18 protein-coding genes are annotated in these 17,138 nt (G+C 50.0%); 10 read left to right on the top strand and 8 right to left on the bottom strand.

All coding sequences use genetic code 11. The features are described 5' to 3' along the window. Positions 1-152: 152 nt before the first annotated feature. The gene (locus tag Q1M25_RS02900; RefSeq protein ID WP_003674677.1) at positions 153-362 is read right to left on the bottom strand and encodes a heavy-metal-associated domain-containing protein; all 210 of its coding nucleotides are present in this window, start codon (positions 360-362) and stop codon (positions 153-155) included. A gap of 147 nt (positions 363-509) precedes the next feature. On the opposite strand from Q1M25_RS02900, the gene cueR reads away from it, so the two are divergent. Further along, positions 510-902, top strand: a complete 393-nt coding sequence (gene cueR, locus Q1M25_RS02895) for a Cu(I)-responsive transcriptional regulator (RefSeq protein WP_004519824.1) — start codon at positions 510-512, stop codon at positions 900-902. Between the two features lie 249 nt (positions 903-1,151). On the opposite strand, the gene Q1M25_RS02890 is transcribed toward cueR, so the two are convergent. Beyond that, positions 1,152-1,361: a heavy-metal-associated domain-containing protein gene (locus Q1M25_RS02890; RefSeq protein ID WP_049344680.1), complete on the bottom strand. Its 210-nt coding sequence runs from the start codon at positions 1,359-1,361 to the stop codon at positions 1,152-1,154. Between the two features lie 144 nt (positions 1,362-1,505). Between Q1M25_RS02890 and Q1M25_RS02885 the strand changes: the two genes are divergently transcribed. The 3 genes from Q1M25_RS02885 (at position 1,506) to Q1M25_RS02875 (ending at position 4,986) form a co-directional block, all read left to right on the top strand. Continuing rightward, positions 1,506-2,678 (top strand): sugar transporter, encoded by a 1,173-nt coding sequence (locus Q1M25_RS02885; RefSeq protein WP_300481587.1) that lies wholly within the window; start codon positions 1,506-1,508, stop codon positions 2,676-2,678. Positions 2,679-2,943: 265 nt separating this feature from the next. Next, the gene (locus tag Q1M25_RS02880; protein WP_300481584.1) at positions 2,944-4,359 is read left to right on the top strand and encodes a DASS family sodium-coupled anion symporter; all 1,416 of its coding nucleotides are present in this window, start codon (positions 2,944-2,946) and stop codon (positions 4,357-4,359) included. A gap of 117 nt (positions 4,360-4,476) precedes the next feature. After that, entirely contained in the window at positions 4,477-4,986 is a 510-nt protein-coding gene (locus Q1M25_RS02875) for a peptidylprolyl isomerase (protein WP_004519830.1), read from the top strand. 75 nt (positions 4,987-5,061) lie between these two features. On the opposite strand, the gene Q1M25_RS02870 is transcribed toward Q1M25_RS02875, so the two are convergent. Then, complete coding sequence (locus tag Q1M25_RS02870) at positions 5,062-5,559, bottom strand: YbhB/YbcL family Raf kinase inhibitor-like protein (protein ID WP_039862157.1); 498 nt, start codon at positions 5,557-5,559, stop codon at positions 5,062-5,064. 186 nt (positions 5,560-5,745) lie between these two features. Between Q1M25_RS02870 and Q1M25_RS02865 the strand changes: the two genes are divergently transcribed. Then, on the top strand, positions 5,746-6,585 hold the full coding sequence (locus Q1M25_RS02865) for a neutral zinc metallopeptidase (RefSeq protein ID WP_300481577.1): 840 nt from the start codon (positions 5,746-5,748) through the stop codon (positions 6,583-6,585). Between the two features lie 121 nt (positions 6,586-6,706). Then, on the top strand, positions 6,707-8,089 hold the full coding sequence (locus Q1M25_RS02860; RefSeq protein WP_300481574.1) for a phosphomannomutase/phosphoglucomutase: 1,383 nt from the start codon (positions 6,707-6,709) through the stop codon (positions 8,087-8,089). 104 nt (positions 8,090-8,193) lie between these two features. Here Q1M25_RS02860 and rpe read toward each other — a convergent pair whose 3' ends face one another. Then, positions 8,194-8,874, bottom strand: coding sequence for a ribulose-phosphate 3-epimerase (rpe, locus tag Q1M25_RS02855; protein ID WP_300481571.1), 681 nt, complete (start codon positions 8,872-8,874; stop codon positions 8,194-8,196). Between the two features lie 277 nt (positions 8,875-9,151). Here rpe and Q1M25_RS02850 point away from each other — a divergent pair, with 277 nt between their 5' ends. Further along, positions 9,152-9,580, top strand: coding sequence for a Spy/CpxP family protein refolding chaperone (locus Q1M25_RS02850; RefSeq protein WP_070837665.1), 429 nt, complete (start codon positions 9,152-9,154; stop codon positions 9,578-9,580). A gap of 68 nt (positions 9,581-9,648) precedes the next feature. On the opposite strand, the gene Q1M25_RS02845 is transcribed toward Q1M25_RS02850, so the two are convergent. Further along, a complete protein-coding gene (locus tag Q1M25_RS02845; protein WP_150537467.1) occupies positions 9,649-10,515 on the bottom strand; it encodes an ATP-binding protein in 867 nt (288 codons plus the stop codon). Between the two features lie 16 nt (positions 10,516-10,531). Then, positions 10,532-11,146, bottom strand: coding sequence for a riboflavin synthase (locus Q1M25_RS02840; RefSeq protein ID WP_003683409.1), 615 nt, complete (start codon positions 11,144-11,146; stop codon positions 10,532-10,534). A 125-nt stretch (positions 11,147-11,271) separates the two neighbouring features. Between Q1M25_RS02840 and Q1M25_RS02835 the strand changes: the two genes are divergently transcribed. The 3 genes from Q1M25_RS02835 (at position 11,272) to Q1M25_RS02825 (ending at position 13,643) form a co-directional block, all read left to right on the top strand. Continuing rightward, positions 11,272-12,117: a 23S rRNA (adenine(2030)-N(6))-methyltransferase RlmJ gene (locus tag Q1M25_RS02835; RefSeq protein ID WP_300481562.1), complete on the top strand. Its 846-nt coding sequence runs from the start codon at positions 11,272-11,274 to the stop codon at positions 12,115-12,117. A gap of 130 nt (positions 12,118-12,247) precedes the next feature. Then, positions 12,248-12,601 carry a hypothetical protein gene (locus Q1M25_RS02830; protein ID WP_300481560.1) on the top strand — a complete coding sequence of 118 codons (354 nt, stop codon included), beginning with the start codon at positions 12,248-12,250 and terminating at the stop codon, positions 12,599-12,601. A gap of 67 nt (positions 12,602-12,668) precedes the next feature. Next, the gene (locus Q1M25_RS02825; protein ID WP_300481558.1) at positions 12,669-13,643 is read left to right on the top strand and encodes a class 1 fructose-bisphosphatase; all 975 of its coding nucleotides are present in this window, start codon (positions 12,669-12,671) and stop codon (positions 13,641-13,643) included. 144 nt (positions 13,644-13,787) lie between these two features. On the opposite strand, the gene waaF is transcribed toward Q1M25_RS02825, so the two are convergent. Continuing rightward, positions 13,788-14,807, bottom strand: a complete 1,020-nt coding sequence (waaF, locus tag Q1M25_RS02820) for a lipopolysaccharide heptosyltransferase II (RefSeq protein WP_300481555.1) — start codon at positions 14,805-14,807, stop codon at positions 13,788-13,790. A 274-nt stretch (positions 14,808-15,081) separates the two neighbouring features. Next, positions 15,082-16,545, bottom strand: a complete 1,464-nt coding sequence (gene guaB, locus Q1M25_RS02815; RefSeq protein WP_003678893.1) for an IMP dehydrogenase — start codon at positions 16,543-16,545, stop codon at positions 15,082-15,084. Positions 16,546-17,138 lie beyond the last annotated feature (593 nt).

Here is a 17,138-nt window from a genome sequence, read left to right as displayed (position 1 = left end):
GCGCAGGCCTGACAGGTCATGCCTTCGATTTGGAAACGGACTTTTTGTTGCATGGTTTCTTCCTTCTGAATGTGGTTGGGCTACCTGAAAAAAGCGGAGCAGGGTTTTCAGGTAGCCTTTGGGGTGTTGCAGTCGATTTGTTGCGATTCGATTTACAAAGCCGCATCAAAGCCGCCGTCTTCCACCGCTTCTATCAGCGCGGCGGGGTTGGTTTGGGCGGGGTCGAATTCCACGACGGCGTTCTTGTTTTCCAGGCTCACTTCGGCCTTGTCCACGCCGTTTACGCCTTCGAGGATGCTGGTAACGCTTTTCACGCAACCGCCGCAGGTCATGCCTTCGATGTTTAATGTGATGGTTTGCATAGGGTTTCCTTTCTGTTGGAATGAGGCTGAGGTTTTAAAGCCCGTTGCAGCCAAAGCTTTCAGGTAACCTGAAATGATGGGTCTGCTCTTGCTTTCCCGCTAAGTGCCGCCACTATAAAGCTTTACCCGAAGTAAAGGTCAAGCATCATGATGAACATCAGCCAGGCCGCGGCCGAGAGCGGCCTTTCCGCCAAACAAATCCGCGACTACGAAAAGCACGGCCTAATCGCCCCGGCCGCGCGCAGCGAAGCGGGCTACCGCCGCTACGGACAGGCCGACCTTGTCCGGCTGCGCTTTATCCGCCATGCGCGGGAAGTGGGCTTTTCGCTGCCGCAGATCGGGCAGCTTTTGAGCCTGCAACACAACCCGCAGCGCACCAGCCGCGAAGTGAAAACGCTCACCGCGCGGCACATCGCCGAGCTGGAAGCCAAAATCGAACGCTTGCAGGGCATGGTGGCCGAGCTGCAACGTTGGCACGATGCCTGCGCGGGAGACGACTTCCCGGATTGTTCGATTTTGGCCGGGCTGGAGGAGAGTTAGGCGGCTTGGGCAGAATAGAAACAGGCTACCTGAAAAGTTTCAGGTAGCCTTAGTCGGCCGCTAACGGTTTGGTACAGGCCTCGTCGTAATACGGCAGCCACTTGCCGCCGCTTTGCTTCAGATATGCGCGAAAACTTTTGTTTACCCGTGTGGCGGTGTAATCCAAATAATGGCAAAAAGTAAGTTATCAAGAGACAAAGGCCGTCTGAAGCGTTTCAGACGGCCTTTATTCAAAAATACGCTTATCGGTTACAAAGCAACATCGTAGCCGCCGTCTTCTACGGCATCAATCAGCGCGTCGGCATCTGTCTTGCTTTCATCAAAAGTAATCACTGCATTTTTGTTTTCCAAGCTGACTTCTGCTTTTTCCACGCCTTCTACGCCTTCCAAAAGACGGGTTACGCTTTTCACGCAGCCGCCGCAGGTCATGCCGTCGATGTTGAGGGTAACTGTTTGCATTTGTATTTCCTTTCGTTCAGACAAAGATAATTGCCAAACACTTTACTCCTTACGCCAACGGCTTGCAAATTCTTCATTAAGTCCGTCTGAAAAATGCAGATAGGCGTACAATAACGCCTTTTGCTTCATCAAACGGACATAATAATGACTTCAACATTCAAACAATGGGTTAGCGTATGCGCGCTGGCGGTGGGGGCGTTTATTTTCAATACCACCGAATACATTCCGATTGCGCTTTTGAGCGACATCGGTCAGAGCTTTGGCAAAGCGGCAACGGAAGTGGGCATGATGATTACGGTGTATGCGTGGATTGTTGCGCTCCTATCGCTGCCGCTGATGCTGATGACGAAAAACATCGAACGGCGCAAATTATTGCTGATGCTGTTTGCACTGTTTGCGCTGTTTCACGCGCTGTCGTTCTTTTCTTGGAACTTCAACATCCTCTTGGTCAGCCGTATCGGGATTGCGCTGACACACGCGGTCTTTTGGTCGATTACGGCTTCTTTGGCGGTACGGCTTGCCCCCGCCGGCAAAACCAATCAGGCTTTGGGCCTGCTCAGTACGGGTACGGTTTTAGCGATGGTTTTGGGCATTCCGCTCGGACGCGTGGTCGGGCAATACTTCGGCTGGCAGCTCAGCTTCCTGCTGATCGGCGTCTGTGCTGCCGGCGTAATGCTGGTGTTGGCTAAAAACCTGCCTGCTTTACCCAGCCAAAATACCGGCTCTTTAAGCAGCCTGCCGAGTTTGTTCAAACGCCGCAACCTGATGTTGCTTTATGCAATGACGGTGTTGATTATTACGGCACACTTCACGGCATACAGCTATATCGAGCCTTTCGTTTTGCAAATCGGCCACTTTAAAGCCGAACAAGTAACAATAGTCTTGAGCCTGTACGGTTTGGCAGGATTTGCCGCATCTTATCTGTTCGGCAAATGGTTTGCCAAAGCGCAACGTTTGTTTATGCTCGGCGCAGTGGCGGTCATCCTGCTCTCCGCCCTGCTGCTTCTGCCGCTTGCCTCTTTCCCGTATGCGGTATATGCGCTGGTGTTTATTTGGGGCGTGGCCATCGTCATCGTCAGCTTGGGCATGGTCTCCAAAGTATTGACGTTTGCTTCCGATGCGACAGATGTAGCCAACTCGATTTATTCAGGTTTGTACAATGTCGGTATCGGCGGCGGTGCGCTTTTGGGGCATTACGTGACCACTTGGTTCGGTCTTTCCAATATCGGCATTGCCGGAGCCTTGCTGGCAGCGGCAGGTCTGGCCGTTTGCGGTTTGTTGTTTAAGGAACAAGACAATCTGACGCAAAACGTTTAAATCCATATAAATCAGGATGGTATTACTGACTCGGCCGTAATTTTGGCAGTTTTACCGATTTGTCCTGATGCTTATTAACCCACGATGGATCTTCATTCCGCCGGATAAGCAGTTTTCTTGCTGCTTATCCGGTTTTCATTTCATTTTTAAAAAATAATTTACAATTTGTTTACACTACATCAAATTACAAATATACTGTCACCTATTAGGCCGTCTGAACGTTCGGCTGAAAAGAAAAACCAATCATGTTTCAGAGGAATACATCATGGACTTAAACGCCAAGGATAAGACTCAGCATCCTGAGAACGTCGAGCTTCTCAGTGCACAGAAGCCGATTACCGACTTTAAAGGACTGCTGACGACCATTATCTCTGCTGTTGTCTGCTTCGGCATTTATTACATCCTTCCTTATAGCCCTGATGCCAACAAAGGCATCGCGCTGTTGATTTTTGTTGCGGCACTTTGGTTTACCGAAGCCGTACACATTACGGTAACCGCATTGATGGTGCCGATTCTCGCCGTCGTACTCGGCTTCCCCGACATGGACATCAAAAAAGCGATGGCGGGCTTTGCCGATCCGACGATTTACATCTTCTTCGGCGGCTTCGCACTTGCTACCGCACTGCACATGCAACGTCTCGACCGTAAAATCGCCGTCAGCCTGTTGCGCCTCTCCCGCGGAAATATGAAAGTTGCCGTGTTGATGCTGTTTGCCGTTACCGCCTTCCTGTCTATGTGGATCAGTAACACTGCGACTGCCGCAATGATGCTGCCTTTGGCCATGGGTATGATGAGCCACCTCGATCAAGAAAAAGAACGCAAAACCTATGTTTTCGTCCTGCTCGGTATCGCCTACTGCGCCAGTATCGGCGGCTTGGGTACCGTGGTCGGTTCTCCGCCGAACATGATTGCCGCCAAAGCGCTGAACTTGGACTTCGTCGGCTGGATGAAGCTCGGCCTGCCGATGATGCTGTTGATTCTGCCGCTGATGCTGTTCTCCATGTACGTCATCCTCAAACCTAATTTGAACGAGCGCGTGGAAGTTAAAGCCGAATCTATCCCTTGGACTTTGCACCGCGTTATTGCGCTGTTGATTTTCTTGGCGGCTGCCGTTGCTTGGGTATTCAGCTCCAAAATCAAAGCCGCATTCGGCATTTCCAACCCCGATACCGTTATTGCCCTGATTGCCGCCGTTGCCGTCGTCGTATTCGGCGTGGCGCAATGGAAAGAAGTTGCCCGTAATACCGACTGGGGTGTATTGATGCTCTTCGGTGGTGGTATCAGCTTGAGCGCGTTGCTGCAATCTTCCGGTGCATCTGAAGCACTGGGTCAGCAAGTTGCTTCCACATTCTCCCATTCTCCTGCATTGCTGGTGATTTTCGTGGTTGCCACCTTCATCATCTTCCTGACCGAGTTCACCAGTAACACGGCTTCCGCCGCTCTGCTTGTGCCTATTTTCGCCAGCATTGCCGCGCAAATGGGCCTGCCGGAACAAGTCTTGGTATTCGTCATCGGTGTCGGCGCATCTTGTGCCTTCATGCTGCCGGTTGCCACACCGCCTAACGCGATTGTGTTCGGTACAGGCTTGATTAAGCAACGCGAGATGATGAATGTCGGCTTATTGCTGAACATCCTCTGCGTGGTATTGGTTGCTCTGTGGGCTTATGCTGTACTGATGTAAACCATCGACCTAAACAACAAGGCCGTCTGAAAGAATATTTTTCAGACGGCCTTGAAGTTTGTCGTTCAGACACAATTTAACGAACGATTAAAACCGGATTCTAACGAAAGGAAACCCATGATTATCCTGCACACCAACAAAGGCGACATCAAAATCGAACTCGATTTCGACAAAGCCCCCGTTACTGCTAAAAACTTCGAGCAATACGTTAAAGACGGCTTCTACGACGGCGTAATCTTCCACCGCGTCATCAAAGGCTTTATGATTCAAGGCGGCGGCATGGATGAAAACATGAACGAAAAAGAAACCCGCGATCCGATTCAAAACGAAGCGTCCAATGGTTTGCCTAACGAAAAATACACCATCGCCATGGCGCGTACTTCCGATCCTCACTCTGCCAGCGCGCAATTCTTCATCAACACTGCCGACAACGCTTTCCTGAACTTCCGTTCTAAAGAGTTGTACGGCAAAACCGTCGTCCAAGACTGGGGCTATGCCGTATTCGGTAAAGTCGTTGACGGTTTTGACGTTGTCGATGCCATCGAAGGCGTTTCTACCAAGCGTCACGGCTACCACGACGATGTACCGAGCGAGCCTGTCATCATCACTAAAGCCGAAGTGGTTTAATTGATTTGATTTCCCATAAAAACAGCCTGTCCGAATTAAAACCGGACAGGCTGTTTTCAATAATGACGCATACCGTCACACATCATAAGTACCGACCACGCATGCAGAATCCAACACATGACCCTGCATGGCAAAATGCAGCTCATTAAAGCGGAAACCCCGCGGCAAATCCAAAACGGTATCCAGCGCGTACACAATCAATTCATAACGATGGCGGTTGTTCGGTGGCGCCATACCGCCGTAAAAAGAAGCCTCTTCGATTTCAAATTTACCCAACGCGCTTGCCCAAGTGTTCGCACCCTGTGTGAAATCTGTTGCAGAAATACTTTCATTTTCTGCCACGGAAGTACGTTTCAAATCCGAAATCAACCAATGCGTCCATACGAAACCCGATGCCGAAATGGCATCTTTGTCTTCCAACACCACAGCAAACGATTTTGTTCCTTCAGGTGCATCTTTGATCTCAAAAGGAATCGAATAAGAAGGCATACCGCTCGGGCTGAACTGGCTGCCGCGCTTGCCGTATTTGTCTTCAAATTCGCCGTTGACAATAGCTTTACTGCTGACTTTCATCTTATATCTCCCAATAGTAGGTTTGTTCATTCTAACAAACCCCAAGGCCGTCTGAAAGATACTGCCGTTTTCACTTTCCAGATGTCGCATTTTCAGACGGCCTCAAGCAATATTCACAACTCGATCAAACACATTTGACATTCCATAGTATAATCCGCCGCATGAAAACTACACAGGATACGCATTATGGATTGGAAAGGTCGTGAACAAAGCCAAAACGTCGAAGATCGCCGCGGAAGCCGTGGCGGTGGTGGCGGCAAAACACCGGGCATACTCGGCATTATCGTGGTTTTGGTCGGCGCATATTACGGCGTGGATTTGAGCGGTTTGGTTGGCGGCTCATCTTCGATGGGCATTCCTACCCAGCAAGCTACCCGACTCGACAGCCAACAAGAAGCCGAGTTGAACGAACTGTCCCGCGTCGTCCTTGCCGATACGGAAAAAGCATGGAGCAAATATTTCCAACAGCACGGCCAACGCTACACGCCGACAACCATGGTATTGTATGAAGGCGGTACATCCACCGCCTGTGGTACGGGTCAATCTGCCATGGGCCCGTTTTACTGCCCGGGCGACCAAAAAGTTTATTTGGATTTGAGCTTCTACGAAGACATGCGCACTAAGCTCAAATCCGCCAGCGATGCCGCGTTTGCCTACGTTATTGCCCATGAAGTCGGCCATCACGTTCAAAACCTGCTCGGCATTCTGCCTAAAGTCCACAAAATGCAACAACAAGTCGGCAAAAAAGAGGCCAATGCCCTTTCCGTCAAACTCGAATTGCAGGCCGACTGTTTCGCCGGCATTTGGGGACACTACGCCATCAACAACAATATCTTCAAAACAGAAGACATTCAAAAAGCGATGCTTGCCGCCGAATCCGTCGGCGACGACCGCTTGCAGAAACAGGCTCAGGGCTATGTCGTTCCCGACAGCTTTACTCATGGCTCGTCCGAAGAACGCATGACTTGGCTCAAGCGCGGTTTGGAAAGCGGCGACATCAACCAGTGCAACACTTTCAACAATTGATTCGTCCAAACAACACTGTTCTTTGATGTAACGATAAAAGGCCGTCTGAATTCTTCAGACGGCCTTTTAGCCGTGTTAAAATAACGCCTATTATTTTCCCTTAAATTCAAAGGAAATCCACATGGCAAATATCGCCCGCGACATTTTCAAAGCCTACGACATCCGGGGCATCGTCGGTAAAACCCTGACCGACGAAGCTGCATACTTAATTGGCAAAGCCATTGCCACCAAAGCCTCCGAAAAAGGCATTGCCCGCATCGCACTCGGCCGCGACGGCCGTTTGAGCGGTCCCGGCCTGATGGCACAAATTCAACGCGGTTTTACAGACAGCGGCATTGACGTCCTCAACGTCGGCATGGTTGCCACCCCTATGCTCTACTTCGCAGCCATCAACGAATGCGGCGGCAGTGGCGTAATGATTACCGGCAGCCACAATCCGCCCGATTACAACGGTTTCAAAATGATGCTCGGCGGCGACACGCTCGCAGGCGAAGCCATTCAAGAACTTTTAGCTATTGTTGAAAAAGACGGTTTTGTTGCCGCCGATAAACAAGGCAGCGTAACCGAAAAAGACATCTCCGGCGAATACCACAACAACATCGTCGGCCACATCAAGCTCAAACGCCCGATGAAAATCGTCATCGACGCGGGCAATGGTGTCGGCGGTGCATTCGCGGGCAAACTCTACAAAGGCTTGGGCAACGAAGTGACCGAACTTTTCTGTGAAGTGGACGGTAACTTCCCTAATCACCACCCTGATCCTTCCAAACCGAAAAACCTGCAAGACCTCATTGTCGAGCTCAAAAACGGCGATGCCGAAATCGGCTTGGCATTTGACGGCGATGCCGACCGCTTGGGCGTGGTCACCAAAGACGGCAACATCATCTATCCAGACCGCCAACTGATGCTTTTTGCACAAGACGTGTTGAGCCGCAATCCTAAAGCCAAAGTGATTTTCGACGTCAAATCCACCCGCCTGCTCGCACCTTGGATTAAAGAACACGGCGGCGAACCTGTGATGGAAAAAACCGGCCATAGCTTCATCAAGTCTACCATGAAAAAAACCGGCGCACTGGTTGCCGGCGAAATGAGCGGCCACGTTTTCTTTAAAGAACGCTGGTTCGGCTTCGACGACGGTATGTATGCCGGCGCACGCCTCTTGGAAATTCTGTCTGCCTTCGACAATCCGTCCGAAGTGTTGAACAAGCTGCCGCAAAGCATTTCCACTCCGGAACTCAACATCGACCTGCCGGAAGGCAGCAACGGCCACAAAGTGATTGAAGAGCTGGCTGCCAATGCCAAGTTTGAAGGTGCAACCGAAATCATCACCATCGACGGATTGCGCGTTGAATTCCCTGACGGCTTCGGCCTGATGCGTGCTTCCAATACCACGCCGATTTTGGTATTGCGTTTTGAAGCGGATACGCAAGAAGCGATTGAGCGCATTCAAAACCAATTCAAAGCAGTCATTGAAAGCAATCCTGCATTGAAATGGCCGCTGTAAGGGTTTAGGCTAAAACAAAAGGCCGTCTGAAAATCATTTCAGACGGCCTTTTATATTAAACATTGATTATTTAAAGTTTGGAAACCAAGAATATCCCGGCTTAGTTATCCGACTTGCGCCAACTGTTGACGCATTTCATCGATAACGGCTTTGTAATCCGGTTTGCCAAAAATCGCCGAACCGGCGACAAACGTATCCGCACCAGCCGCCGCAATTTCAGCAATATTGTCTGTCTTCACGCCGCCATCGACTTCCAATGCGATATGGCGGCCGCTTTGCCGTTCATACTCGTCCAACATCTCGCGCACTTTGCGGATTTTCACCAGCGTATTCGGGATAAAGCTTTGTCCGCCAAAGCCTGGGTTGACCGACATCAGCAAAACCATATCCAGTTTGTCCAAAACGTTTTCCAGAATATTGACCGGCGTAACAGGATTCAATACCAAACCTGCCTGACAGCCGTATTCTTTAATCAAACCCAAGCTGCGGTCGACATGGCGGCTGGCTTCGGGATGGAAAGTAATGATATTGGCACCGGCTTTGGCAAACGCATGAATCAAATCGTCCACCGGCTCAACCATCAAATGCACATCGACCGGCACGGTTGCATACGGTTTCAAAGCCGCACAAACCATAGGGCCGAAAGTCAGATTCGGCACATAATGATTGTCCATCACGTCAAAATGAATCAAATCCGCACCGGCGCGGATAACTTCGGCAACCTCTTCGCCCAAACGGGCAAAATCGGCAGACAAAATACTGGGGGCAATACGGTAGTCGGTCATGTTTATTCTCCTAAAGTGTGTTCCTTTGTCATTATCGCATTTTTAACCCTATGTTGTATGCCGCCGACAACGTCTCTGCCGTCATTTTTATGAATTTACATTTCATATACATTAATGAAACTTATAATCACATAGTAAGGCTTTGAAAATAAATTATTAGATTACATACACATTCAAAAAAATCTAACATCATTAACAAAAGTTAACTGCATTGATACTGCCTTTCACACGCTTATCGGTTATATTTCCAAACCTGATGAAACATTAGGAAAACACCGTGTCTGTTGCACTTTCCCGCTATCCGACTTTTATTTTCTTAGCACTCGCCCTACTCTGTTCCAGTCTGCCTGCACATGCCGGTCCGTTTCTGGCCACTTTGGACGACTTCCACCCGAATTGCGACATCCGACAGCTTAATTTATCCGCCGACCAACACGCCGCCCTGCGCCGCCTGCGTACCGACTTCAAACAAATCAACGATAAAGCCTACCGTAAAACCGTACGCTCCGACCGCAACCGCCGTCAAACCATCATCAAAATCCTCTCCGGCGACTCATTCGACTCAAACGCCGCCCGCGATTATGTTGAAAGTCGCTACCTCTCCAGCATGGACTATGCGGTGGATGAAATGGAAATCCAATACCGCCTCTATCATCTGCTCAATCCGCGCCAGCGCCAGCAATGGTTGTCTTCATGCTTGCGCTGATGGATAAATAAAAATACAACAAAAAGGCCGTCTGAAACCATATTCAGACGGCCTTTACTTTTTCAGCCTTAATCCAGCACTCTTTCTTCCGGCAACCGACCCGCCCAGTCGCAGGCAAACTGCCATGCAGAACGGCCCGAACGGCTGCCGCGCATTTGCGCCCATTGCAACGCGGCTTGGCGCGCCGTATCGTCAAAAGGCACATTGAAATCGTCCAACCAGTTCGCCACGGCGGTCAAATAATCGTTTTGGTCGAAAGGATAAAAACTCAGCCATAAGCCGAAGCGATCGGAAAGGGAAATTTTCTCCTCAACAGCCTCTTTCTGATGAATTTCGCCGCGAGTGCCCGTCGTACCGCCGTTTTCATCCATGTATTCGGGAATTAAATGACGACGGTTGGAAGTGGCATAAACCAAAACATTGGTGCAACGTTGCGACAGTCCGCCGTCTAAAGCAGTTTTCAAGGCTTTATAGGTTTCATCGCCGGTTTCAAACGACAAATCATCGCAGAAAACGATAAACTTCTCAGGGCGCTCGGACAACAGCGTCAACAAAGCCGGCAAACTGATCAAATCGCTTTTATCCACCTCAATCAGTCGCAGGCCGCGATCTGCATATTCGTGCAACAGCGCTTTAACCAAGGAGGATTTACCTGTACCGCGTGCGCCGGTCATCAAGACATTATTTGCTGGGCGACCTGCCAAAAATTGCTCGGTATTGCGTTTCAGCCTGTCGGTTTGCGAACCGACTGCCGCCAATCTGCTCAAAGGAAACGTATGCGGACGCGGCAGGCTTTCCAAAATACCTTTTTTGCCCACGCTGTGCCAACGGTAGGCCAAAGCGCGCCAGTCGGTTTTACCGGTTTCGTCAGGCAGGATTAAATCCAGACGGTTTAAAACGGAATTCGCTTTTTTCAAAAAATTGGATAATTTCATTTCGGCTTTCTTTTTTTCAGACGGCCTTTTGTGCCAATACACGCATCACGGTATCAACAACGGCTTGGGTTTGCGGATCGATTTCAATATTGATGAGGTCGCCTTCTTTGCGGCTGCCAAACAGGGTGCGCTCCAAAGTCTCCGGAATCAGGTGTACGCAAAATTCGCTGTCGCTGACTTCGCCTATCGTCAGGCTGCAACCGTCCAAACCAACAAAGCCTTTGGTCAGGATGTAGGGCTTGAGGTTTTCCGGCAGCTCAAACCAAACGGTGCGGTTGAACTCGCTGGATTCGATACGGGAAATTCGGGTAACCGCCATCACATGGCCGCTCATCACATGGCCGCCGATTTCATCGCCAAACCGCGCCGCGCGTTCCAAATTGACACTGTCGCCGACTTTCAAGCTGCCGAGATTGGTTTTGCGTAAGGTTTCGTCCATCAAATCAAAGCTGACTTTGTTGCCGTCGATTCGGGTAATGGTCAGGCAGCAGCCGTTGTTGGCGACAGAGGCGCCGGTTTGCAGATTGTCGGCGATTTCGGGGGGCAGCTCGACAGTGTGGGTACGAAAGTCGGGCGAAGGTTGGGCGATGTCTGTAATTTTGCCCATGCCTTGTACGATGCCTGTAAACATGATGTCTTCTTTCCGATGGTACGATAAGGCGGATATTGTAGCATTTTCCAGGCACAAAGACCGTCTGAAAGCGGTGATGGCGATGGTTTGGGGTATAATCGGATTTTTATTTCCGCAGCCCGATCATGCTCAGCTACCGCCACGCCTTCCATGCCGGCAACCATGCCGATATGCTCAAGCACTTTACCCTCTTCCTCGTCCTTGAATATTTCAACCGCAAAGACAAGCCCTATTGGTATATCGATACGCATAGCGGTGCCGGTTTATATGATTTGAGCGGCGATGAAGCGCAAAAAGTCGGCGAATACAAACAAGGCATTGCGCTCTTGGAACAAGCTGACAAGCTGCCTGCCGAATTGGCCGAATTTGTAGGCCGTCTGAAACAAATATTGCCGCAAGGCAACCTTTACTGCGGCTCGCCTTGGCTGGCACAGGCGCTCACGCGCGACAGCGATAAAATGCGCCTCTTTGAGCTGCATCCTGCCGATTTTGTCCATTTGCAAAACAATATGCGCGAAGTCCGTCCGCCGCGCAAAGTACAAATCAGCCAAGCGGACGGTTATCAAGGTTTGATTTCACTGCTACCTCCTCCGCCCCGCCGAGCCGCCGTCTTGATTGACCCGCCCTACGAAGAAAAACAAGACTACCGCCGCGTCGTCCAAGTCTTGAAAGATGCCTTGAAACGCTTTGAAACCGGCTGCTACATGGTTTGGTATCCTTGCCTGAGCCGCGAAGAAAGCCGCAAACTGCCGGACGAACTCAAAAAAATCGTTCCCGACAATTATCTGCATGCCGAGCTTCATGTCCATACGCCGAGCAGCAACGGCTTCGGTATGCACGGCAGCGGCATGTTCGTCATCAACCCGCCCTATATGCTTGCCGAACAACTGCAAAACAATCTGCCCGAACTTTCCAAAATTTTGGCGCAAGATGCCGGCGCGCATTATGTATTAGAAAGCAAAACGAAATAAACGCTGCCGTCTAAATGCATATCCAAGAGCTTCAATTTTTCTGCCAGACCTGCTCAGACGGCCTTAACCCTTTATACTTAAGCCTTTTTCCACTACAATTCACAACATAACAATTAACGGCCGTCCACTCATGAATATACGCACACCCCTAGCCTGCACACTCCTGCTCTGCGCGTGCAGCGAATCAGCAAAAAACGAATTTAAAGAAGAATTTACCCAAAGTTTCCGCACCGAATTTGTCCTCTCGGCAACCGAAGCCTGCGTAGAAAAAGCCGCAGGAAAAAGCCCGTTTGATTCTGCGACCACTGAAAAAATCTGCCGCTGTATCGGCGAAAAAACAGTCGACCAAATCAATCCTGAAGAAGCGACATCGCTTTTGGGCGGCAGCGACTCCATGAGCGACGAGCTGAAAAAACGCATCAAAGAAACCAGCATCGCCTGTACTAAAGAAGTTTTAGGCATGGCTGACAGCAAAACCAAATGAACACGCCGTTTTCAGACGGCCTGAAATTGAAAAATATTCGATTCAAACTTAGGAAAAGAGTGAAACCATGAAGACATTGAACCAATTCTTAGCCCACCACCTGCCCGAACACAAACTACCGCAAGAGCTGGCCAGCGTATTGGAATCCGTGGCCGCAGCCTGTTTGGACATCAACGCCAAAGTCCGCCTCGGCGCGCTTTCCGGCGTTTTGGGCATGGCAGGTACCGGCAACATCCAAGGCGAAGACCAAAAGAAACTTGACGTCATCGCCAACAACATCATGATTGATGTTTTAAAAGCCAATGCCAACATCGCAGGTCTTGCCAGCGAAGAAGAAGACACCTATGTCGCCACACACGAAAACGGCGGCTATTTGGTATTGTTTGATCCGCTGGACGGCTCTTCCAATATCGACGTCAACATCTCCGTCGGCACCATCTTCTCCATTTTGGCGAAACCTGAAGGCGCATTGACTACCGATTCCTTCCTGCAAAAAGGCCGCGACCAAGTGGCCGCAGGTTATGTTTTATACGGTCCGCAAACTCAACTGGTACTGACTGTCGGTCATGGCGTATTTGTCTTCACTCTGGATGATGCCAACCAATTCCTGCTGACCAAAGAAAATCCGCGCGTTCCTGAGTCTACTAAAGAATTTGCCATCAATATGTCCAACCAAAGACATTGGTTCGCCCCTGTTCAACAATACATTGACGAATTGCTGGCAGGTGAAACCGGCGTACGCGGCAAAAACTACAATATGCGCTGGGTAGCCAGCATGGTTGCCGAAATCCACCGCATCCTGATGCGTGGCGGTGTATTCATGTATCCGCAAGATAAACGCGACCCATCCAAACCGGGCAAACTGCGCCTGATGTACGAAGCCAACCCGATGAGCCTGATTATGGAACAAGCCGGCGGCGCATCAAACGACGCCATCGAAGCCATGCTCGACATCCAACCTACCGGCCTGCACCAACGTGTTGCCGTATTCATGGGCAGCCGCGAAGAAGTGGAATACGTTTATAATCTGCATAAAAAATAATCAGATGTATTGATTTCAAACCAAAAAAGGCCGTCTGAAATATGATTTTCAGACGGCCTTTTGTTAAAAAATAAAAGAAACGAAAAATCAAAAGGCAGACTCAAATCTGCCCTTTGCTGCCTTCCATCTAACCTTTATATTAGATTACGCCGAACGAGCCAGCTCTTCCGCAGCTTTTTGCACCCTATCCGGCGTCAGCTTGTTCAAACAATCCGTATGCCCTAACGGACATTCGCGTTTGAAACAAGGCGAACAATCCAAATTCAAGCTGACGATTTTTGCCTTTTGGCTTAGAGGCGGCGTATGGTCAGGGCTGGATGAGCCATAAACCGCAACCAATTTCCGATCAAGCGCAGCCGCAAGGTGCATCAGACCGCTGTCGTTGCACACGACCGTATCGGCGCAAGACAACAGATCAATGGCTTCAGGAAGATTGGTTTTGCCGCAAAGATTGGTACACAGGCCGTCTGAAAGTCGGTTGATTTCATCTGCAATATCAAAATCTTTTTGTGAACCAAACAGCCAAACCTGCCAACTTTCAGTCAAATATCGGCGGCCGAGTTCGGCAAAATGACGCGCAGGCCAACGCTTGGCCGGGCCATATTCCGCACCAGGACAAAATGCCAAAATCGGTTTATCCGTCGTCAAACCATGTTTTTCCAAAGCAGCTTGACGGCTTTCGGGATCAATCTTAAAACACGGATTATCGGAATGCCCGTTAAAATCTGCTTGGGTCGGATGCGCCAGCGCAGTATAGCGGTCGACCATCAAGGGCAACGCGGCCTTATCCAACTTGCGGATATCGTTCAACAAAAAATAGCGCGACTCGCCGACGTAGCCCGTACGCTGCTTAATACCCGTAGCCAAGGCAATAATGGCGGATTTGAGCGAACCGGGCAAAACAATCACTTGATCATAGCCTTCTTTTCCCAATTCGCGACCGATATGCCAGCGTTTTTTCAATTCCAACGCACCATGTCCAAACGGGTTTTCCATCACACGGCTAATTTCAGGCATACGCTCAAATACGGCCATCGACCATTTGGGTGCAAAAGCATCAATGGTGCAGCCGGGATGCAGCTCATGCAAACGACGATAAAGCGGTTGGGTCATGACACAGTCGCCAATCCAGCTTGGGGTAATAATCAGGATTTTTTTGGACATAATGGAATGTGTTTTTAATTTTAGCTTATTGTAATACGATTTTTAAAAGGCCATCTGAAACTCGGTTTAATCGCTCAGTTCAAAACGTACTAGTTGATACATGTCATTTCAGCGCGTGAAGCGTTTGTCTTCCCAATTTATCCGGCAAGTTCTGCAAATACCTAACCTGAAACACCAGACCAAACAGCGGCAAGTAATATTCTCTTCATTTTTAAAACCTTATAAAAACAGAAAGGCCGTCTGAAATATTTTCAGACGACCTTTTTATACTGGTTTAACGATGGTAGTTAGGCGCTTCTTTAGTGATTTGTACGTCGTGAACGTGAGATTCGCTCATACCGGCAGAAGTGATTTCCACAAATTCTGCTTTCTCGTGCATTTCAGCAATATTGGCGCAACCCAAATAACCCATGCTGGAGCGCAGGCCGCCAGTCAGCTGGTGGATGATGTTCACAATCGGGCCTTTGTAAGGAACGCGGCCTTCGATACCTTCAGGAACATATTTGTCTGTGCTGTCGGTTTTGTCTTGGAAGTAGCGGTCGGCAGAGCCTTGGCTCATCGCACCCAACGAACCCATGCCGCGGTAAGACTTGTAAGAGCGGCCTTGGTAGAGTTCGATTTCGCCCGGTGCTTCTTCCGTACCGGCAAACATACCGCCGAGCATGACGCTGTATGCACCTGCTGCCAGAGCTTTGGCAATATCGCCGGAGAAGCGGATACCGCCGTCGGCAATCAGGGGAACGCCTGTACCTTTCAGGGCTTCGGAAACATTGTGAATCGCAGTCAGTTGAGGCACGCCTACGCCTGCTACGATACGGGTCGTACAAATCGAGCCCGGGCCGATACCGACTTTAACGGCATCCGCACCTGCGGCCACCAAATCCAAAGCAGCTTTGGCAGTAGCGATGTTGCCGCCGATGACTTGGATGTGCGGATAAGTTTCTTTGACCCAGCGCACGCGATCGATAACGCCTTGGCTATGACCGTGGGCAGTATCGACCACAATCACGTCCACGCCTGCTTCTACCAATGCTTTGACTCGCTCTTCGGTATCGCCGCCGGTACCCACCGCGGCACCAACGCGCAGACGGCCTTCGGCATCTTTGTTGGCATTAGGGAATTCGGTTGTTTTCAGAATATCTTTAACTGTAATCAGACCTTTGAGTTCGTCTTGGTCGTTCAACACCAAAACGCGCTCCACTTTGTGCGCATGCATGATTTCGCGGGCTTCATCGATGCTGGTGCCTTCAGGTACGGTAACCAAACGGTCGCGGGGGGTCATGATGGCAGAAACCGGCAGATCGACACGGTTTTCAAAACGCAGGTCGCGGTTGGTCACGATACCGACCACTTTGCCGTTTTCCACAACAGGCAGACCGGACATTTTGCGTTTGCGTTGTGCGCGCATTTCCAAGACCTCGCGGATCAATGCGGTCGGCGCAACGGTAACGGGATCTTTCACCACGCCGCTCTCATGGCGCTTCACTTTGGAAACGGCACGCGCTTGCAACTCCGGCGTCATGTTTTTATGGATAATGCCGATGCCGCCTTCTTGAGCCATAGAAATGGCCAGACGCGCTTCGGTAACGGTATCCATTGCAGCAGAAAGTAGAGGGAGGTTGAGCGTGATATCGCGGGTGAGTTTGGTTTGGAGTTTGACATCTCGAGGCAGCACGTTTGAGTGCGCTGGAACCAACAAAACGTCGTCGAAAGTATAGGCTTTTTCTACAATACGCATGATGCTCGGTCTTTCAGTTTGTGCAAGATGCACGGCATTATATCACACCGGCTTGATGCTAACATTGGCAATACACGTTTTAACGTTATTTTTTTACATGATTTGATTTGTCGTACAAAAATATGCCAACGCATTGCAGTTTCAAGTAAAATAAGCCGCATGAGAACATCATTTACATAAGGGAAACCCATGAAATCTTCCGTACTCAAAACCTGTCTGATAGCAGCCCTTCTCTCTTCCGCCGCCCTGACCGGCGCGGCCGAGGTTTACACTTGGAAAGGCGCATCGGGCAACAGCTATTCCGATACGCCAAACCGCCTGCAACCGAAGCGTTCCGGTGTGGTCAACATCCGCACGCACAACGTCAAACCTGCCGTTGCGCCTGCTGTTGCAGCATCTGAACCGGTTACCGAGCAGCCCAACGAACAGGTTGCGGAACAAAACAAACAAATCGAAGAGCGCAATAAAAAAATCGAAGAGCAAAACCGCCAAAACAAGCTGGAAAACTGCAAAATCGCCAAAATAAACCGCCAAGTCGCCGAAAGAGATCGGAAGAGCGTCGTGTAGGGAAAGAGTGTAGATCTCGGTGGTCG

This window comes from uncultured Neisseria sp. (genome assembly GCF_951230505.1).
Classification (GTDB): Bacteria; Pseudomonadota; Gammaproteobacteria; order Burkholderiales; family Neisseriaceae; genus Neisseria.
Note: the sequence above shows the minus strand (reverse complement) of the source record. Positions and strands in the feature narration are given on the sequence as shown.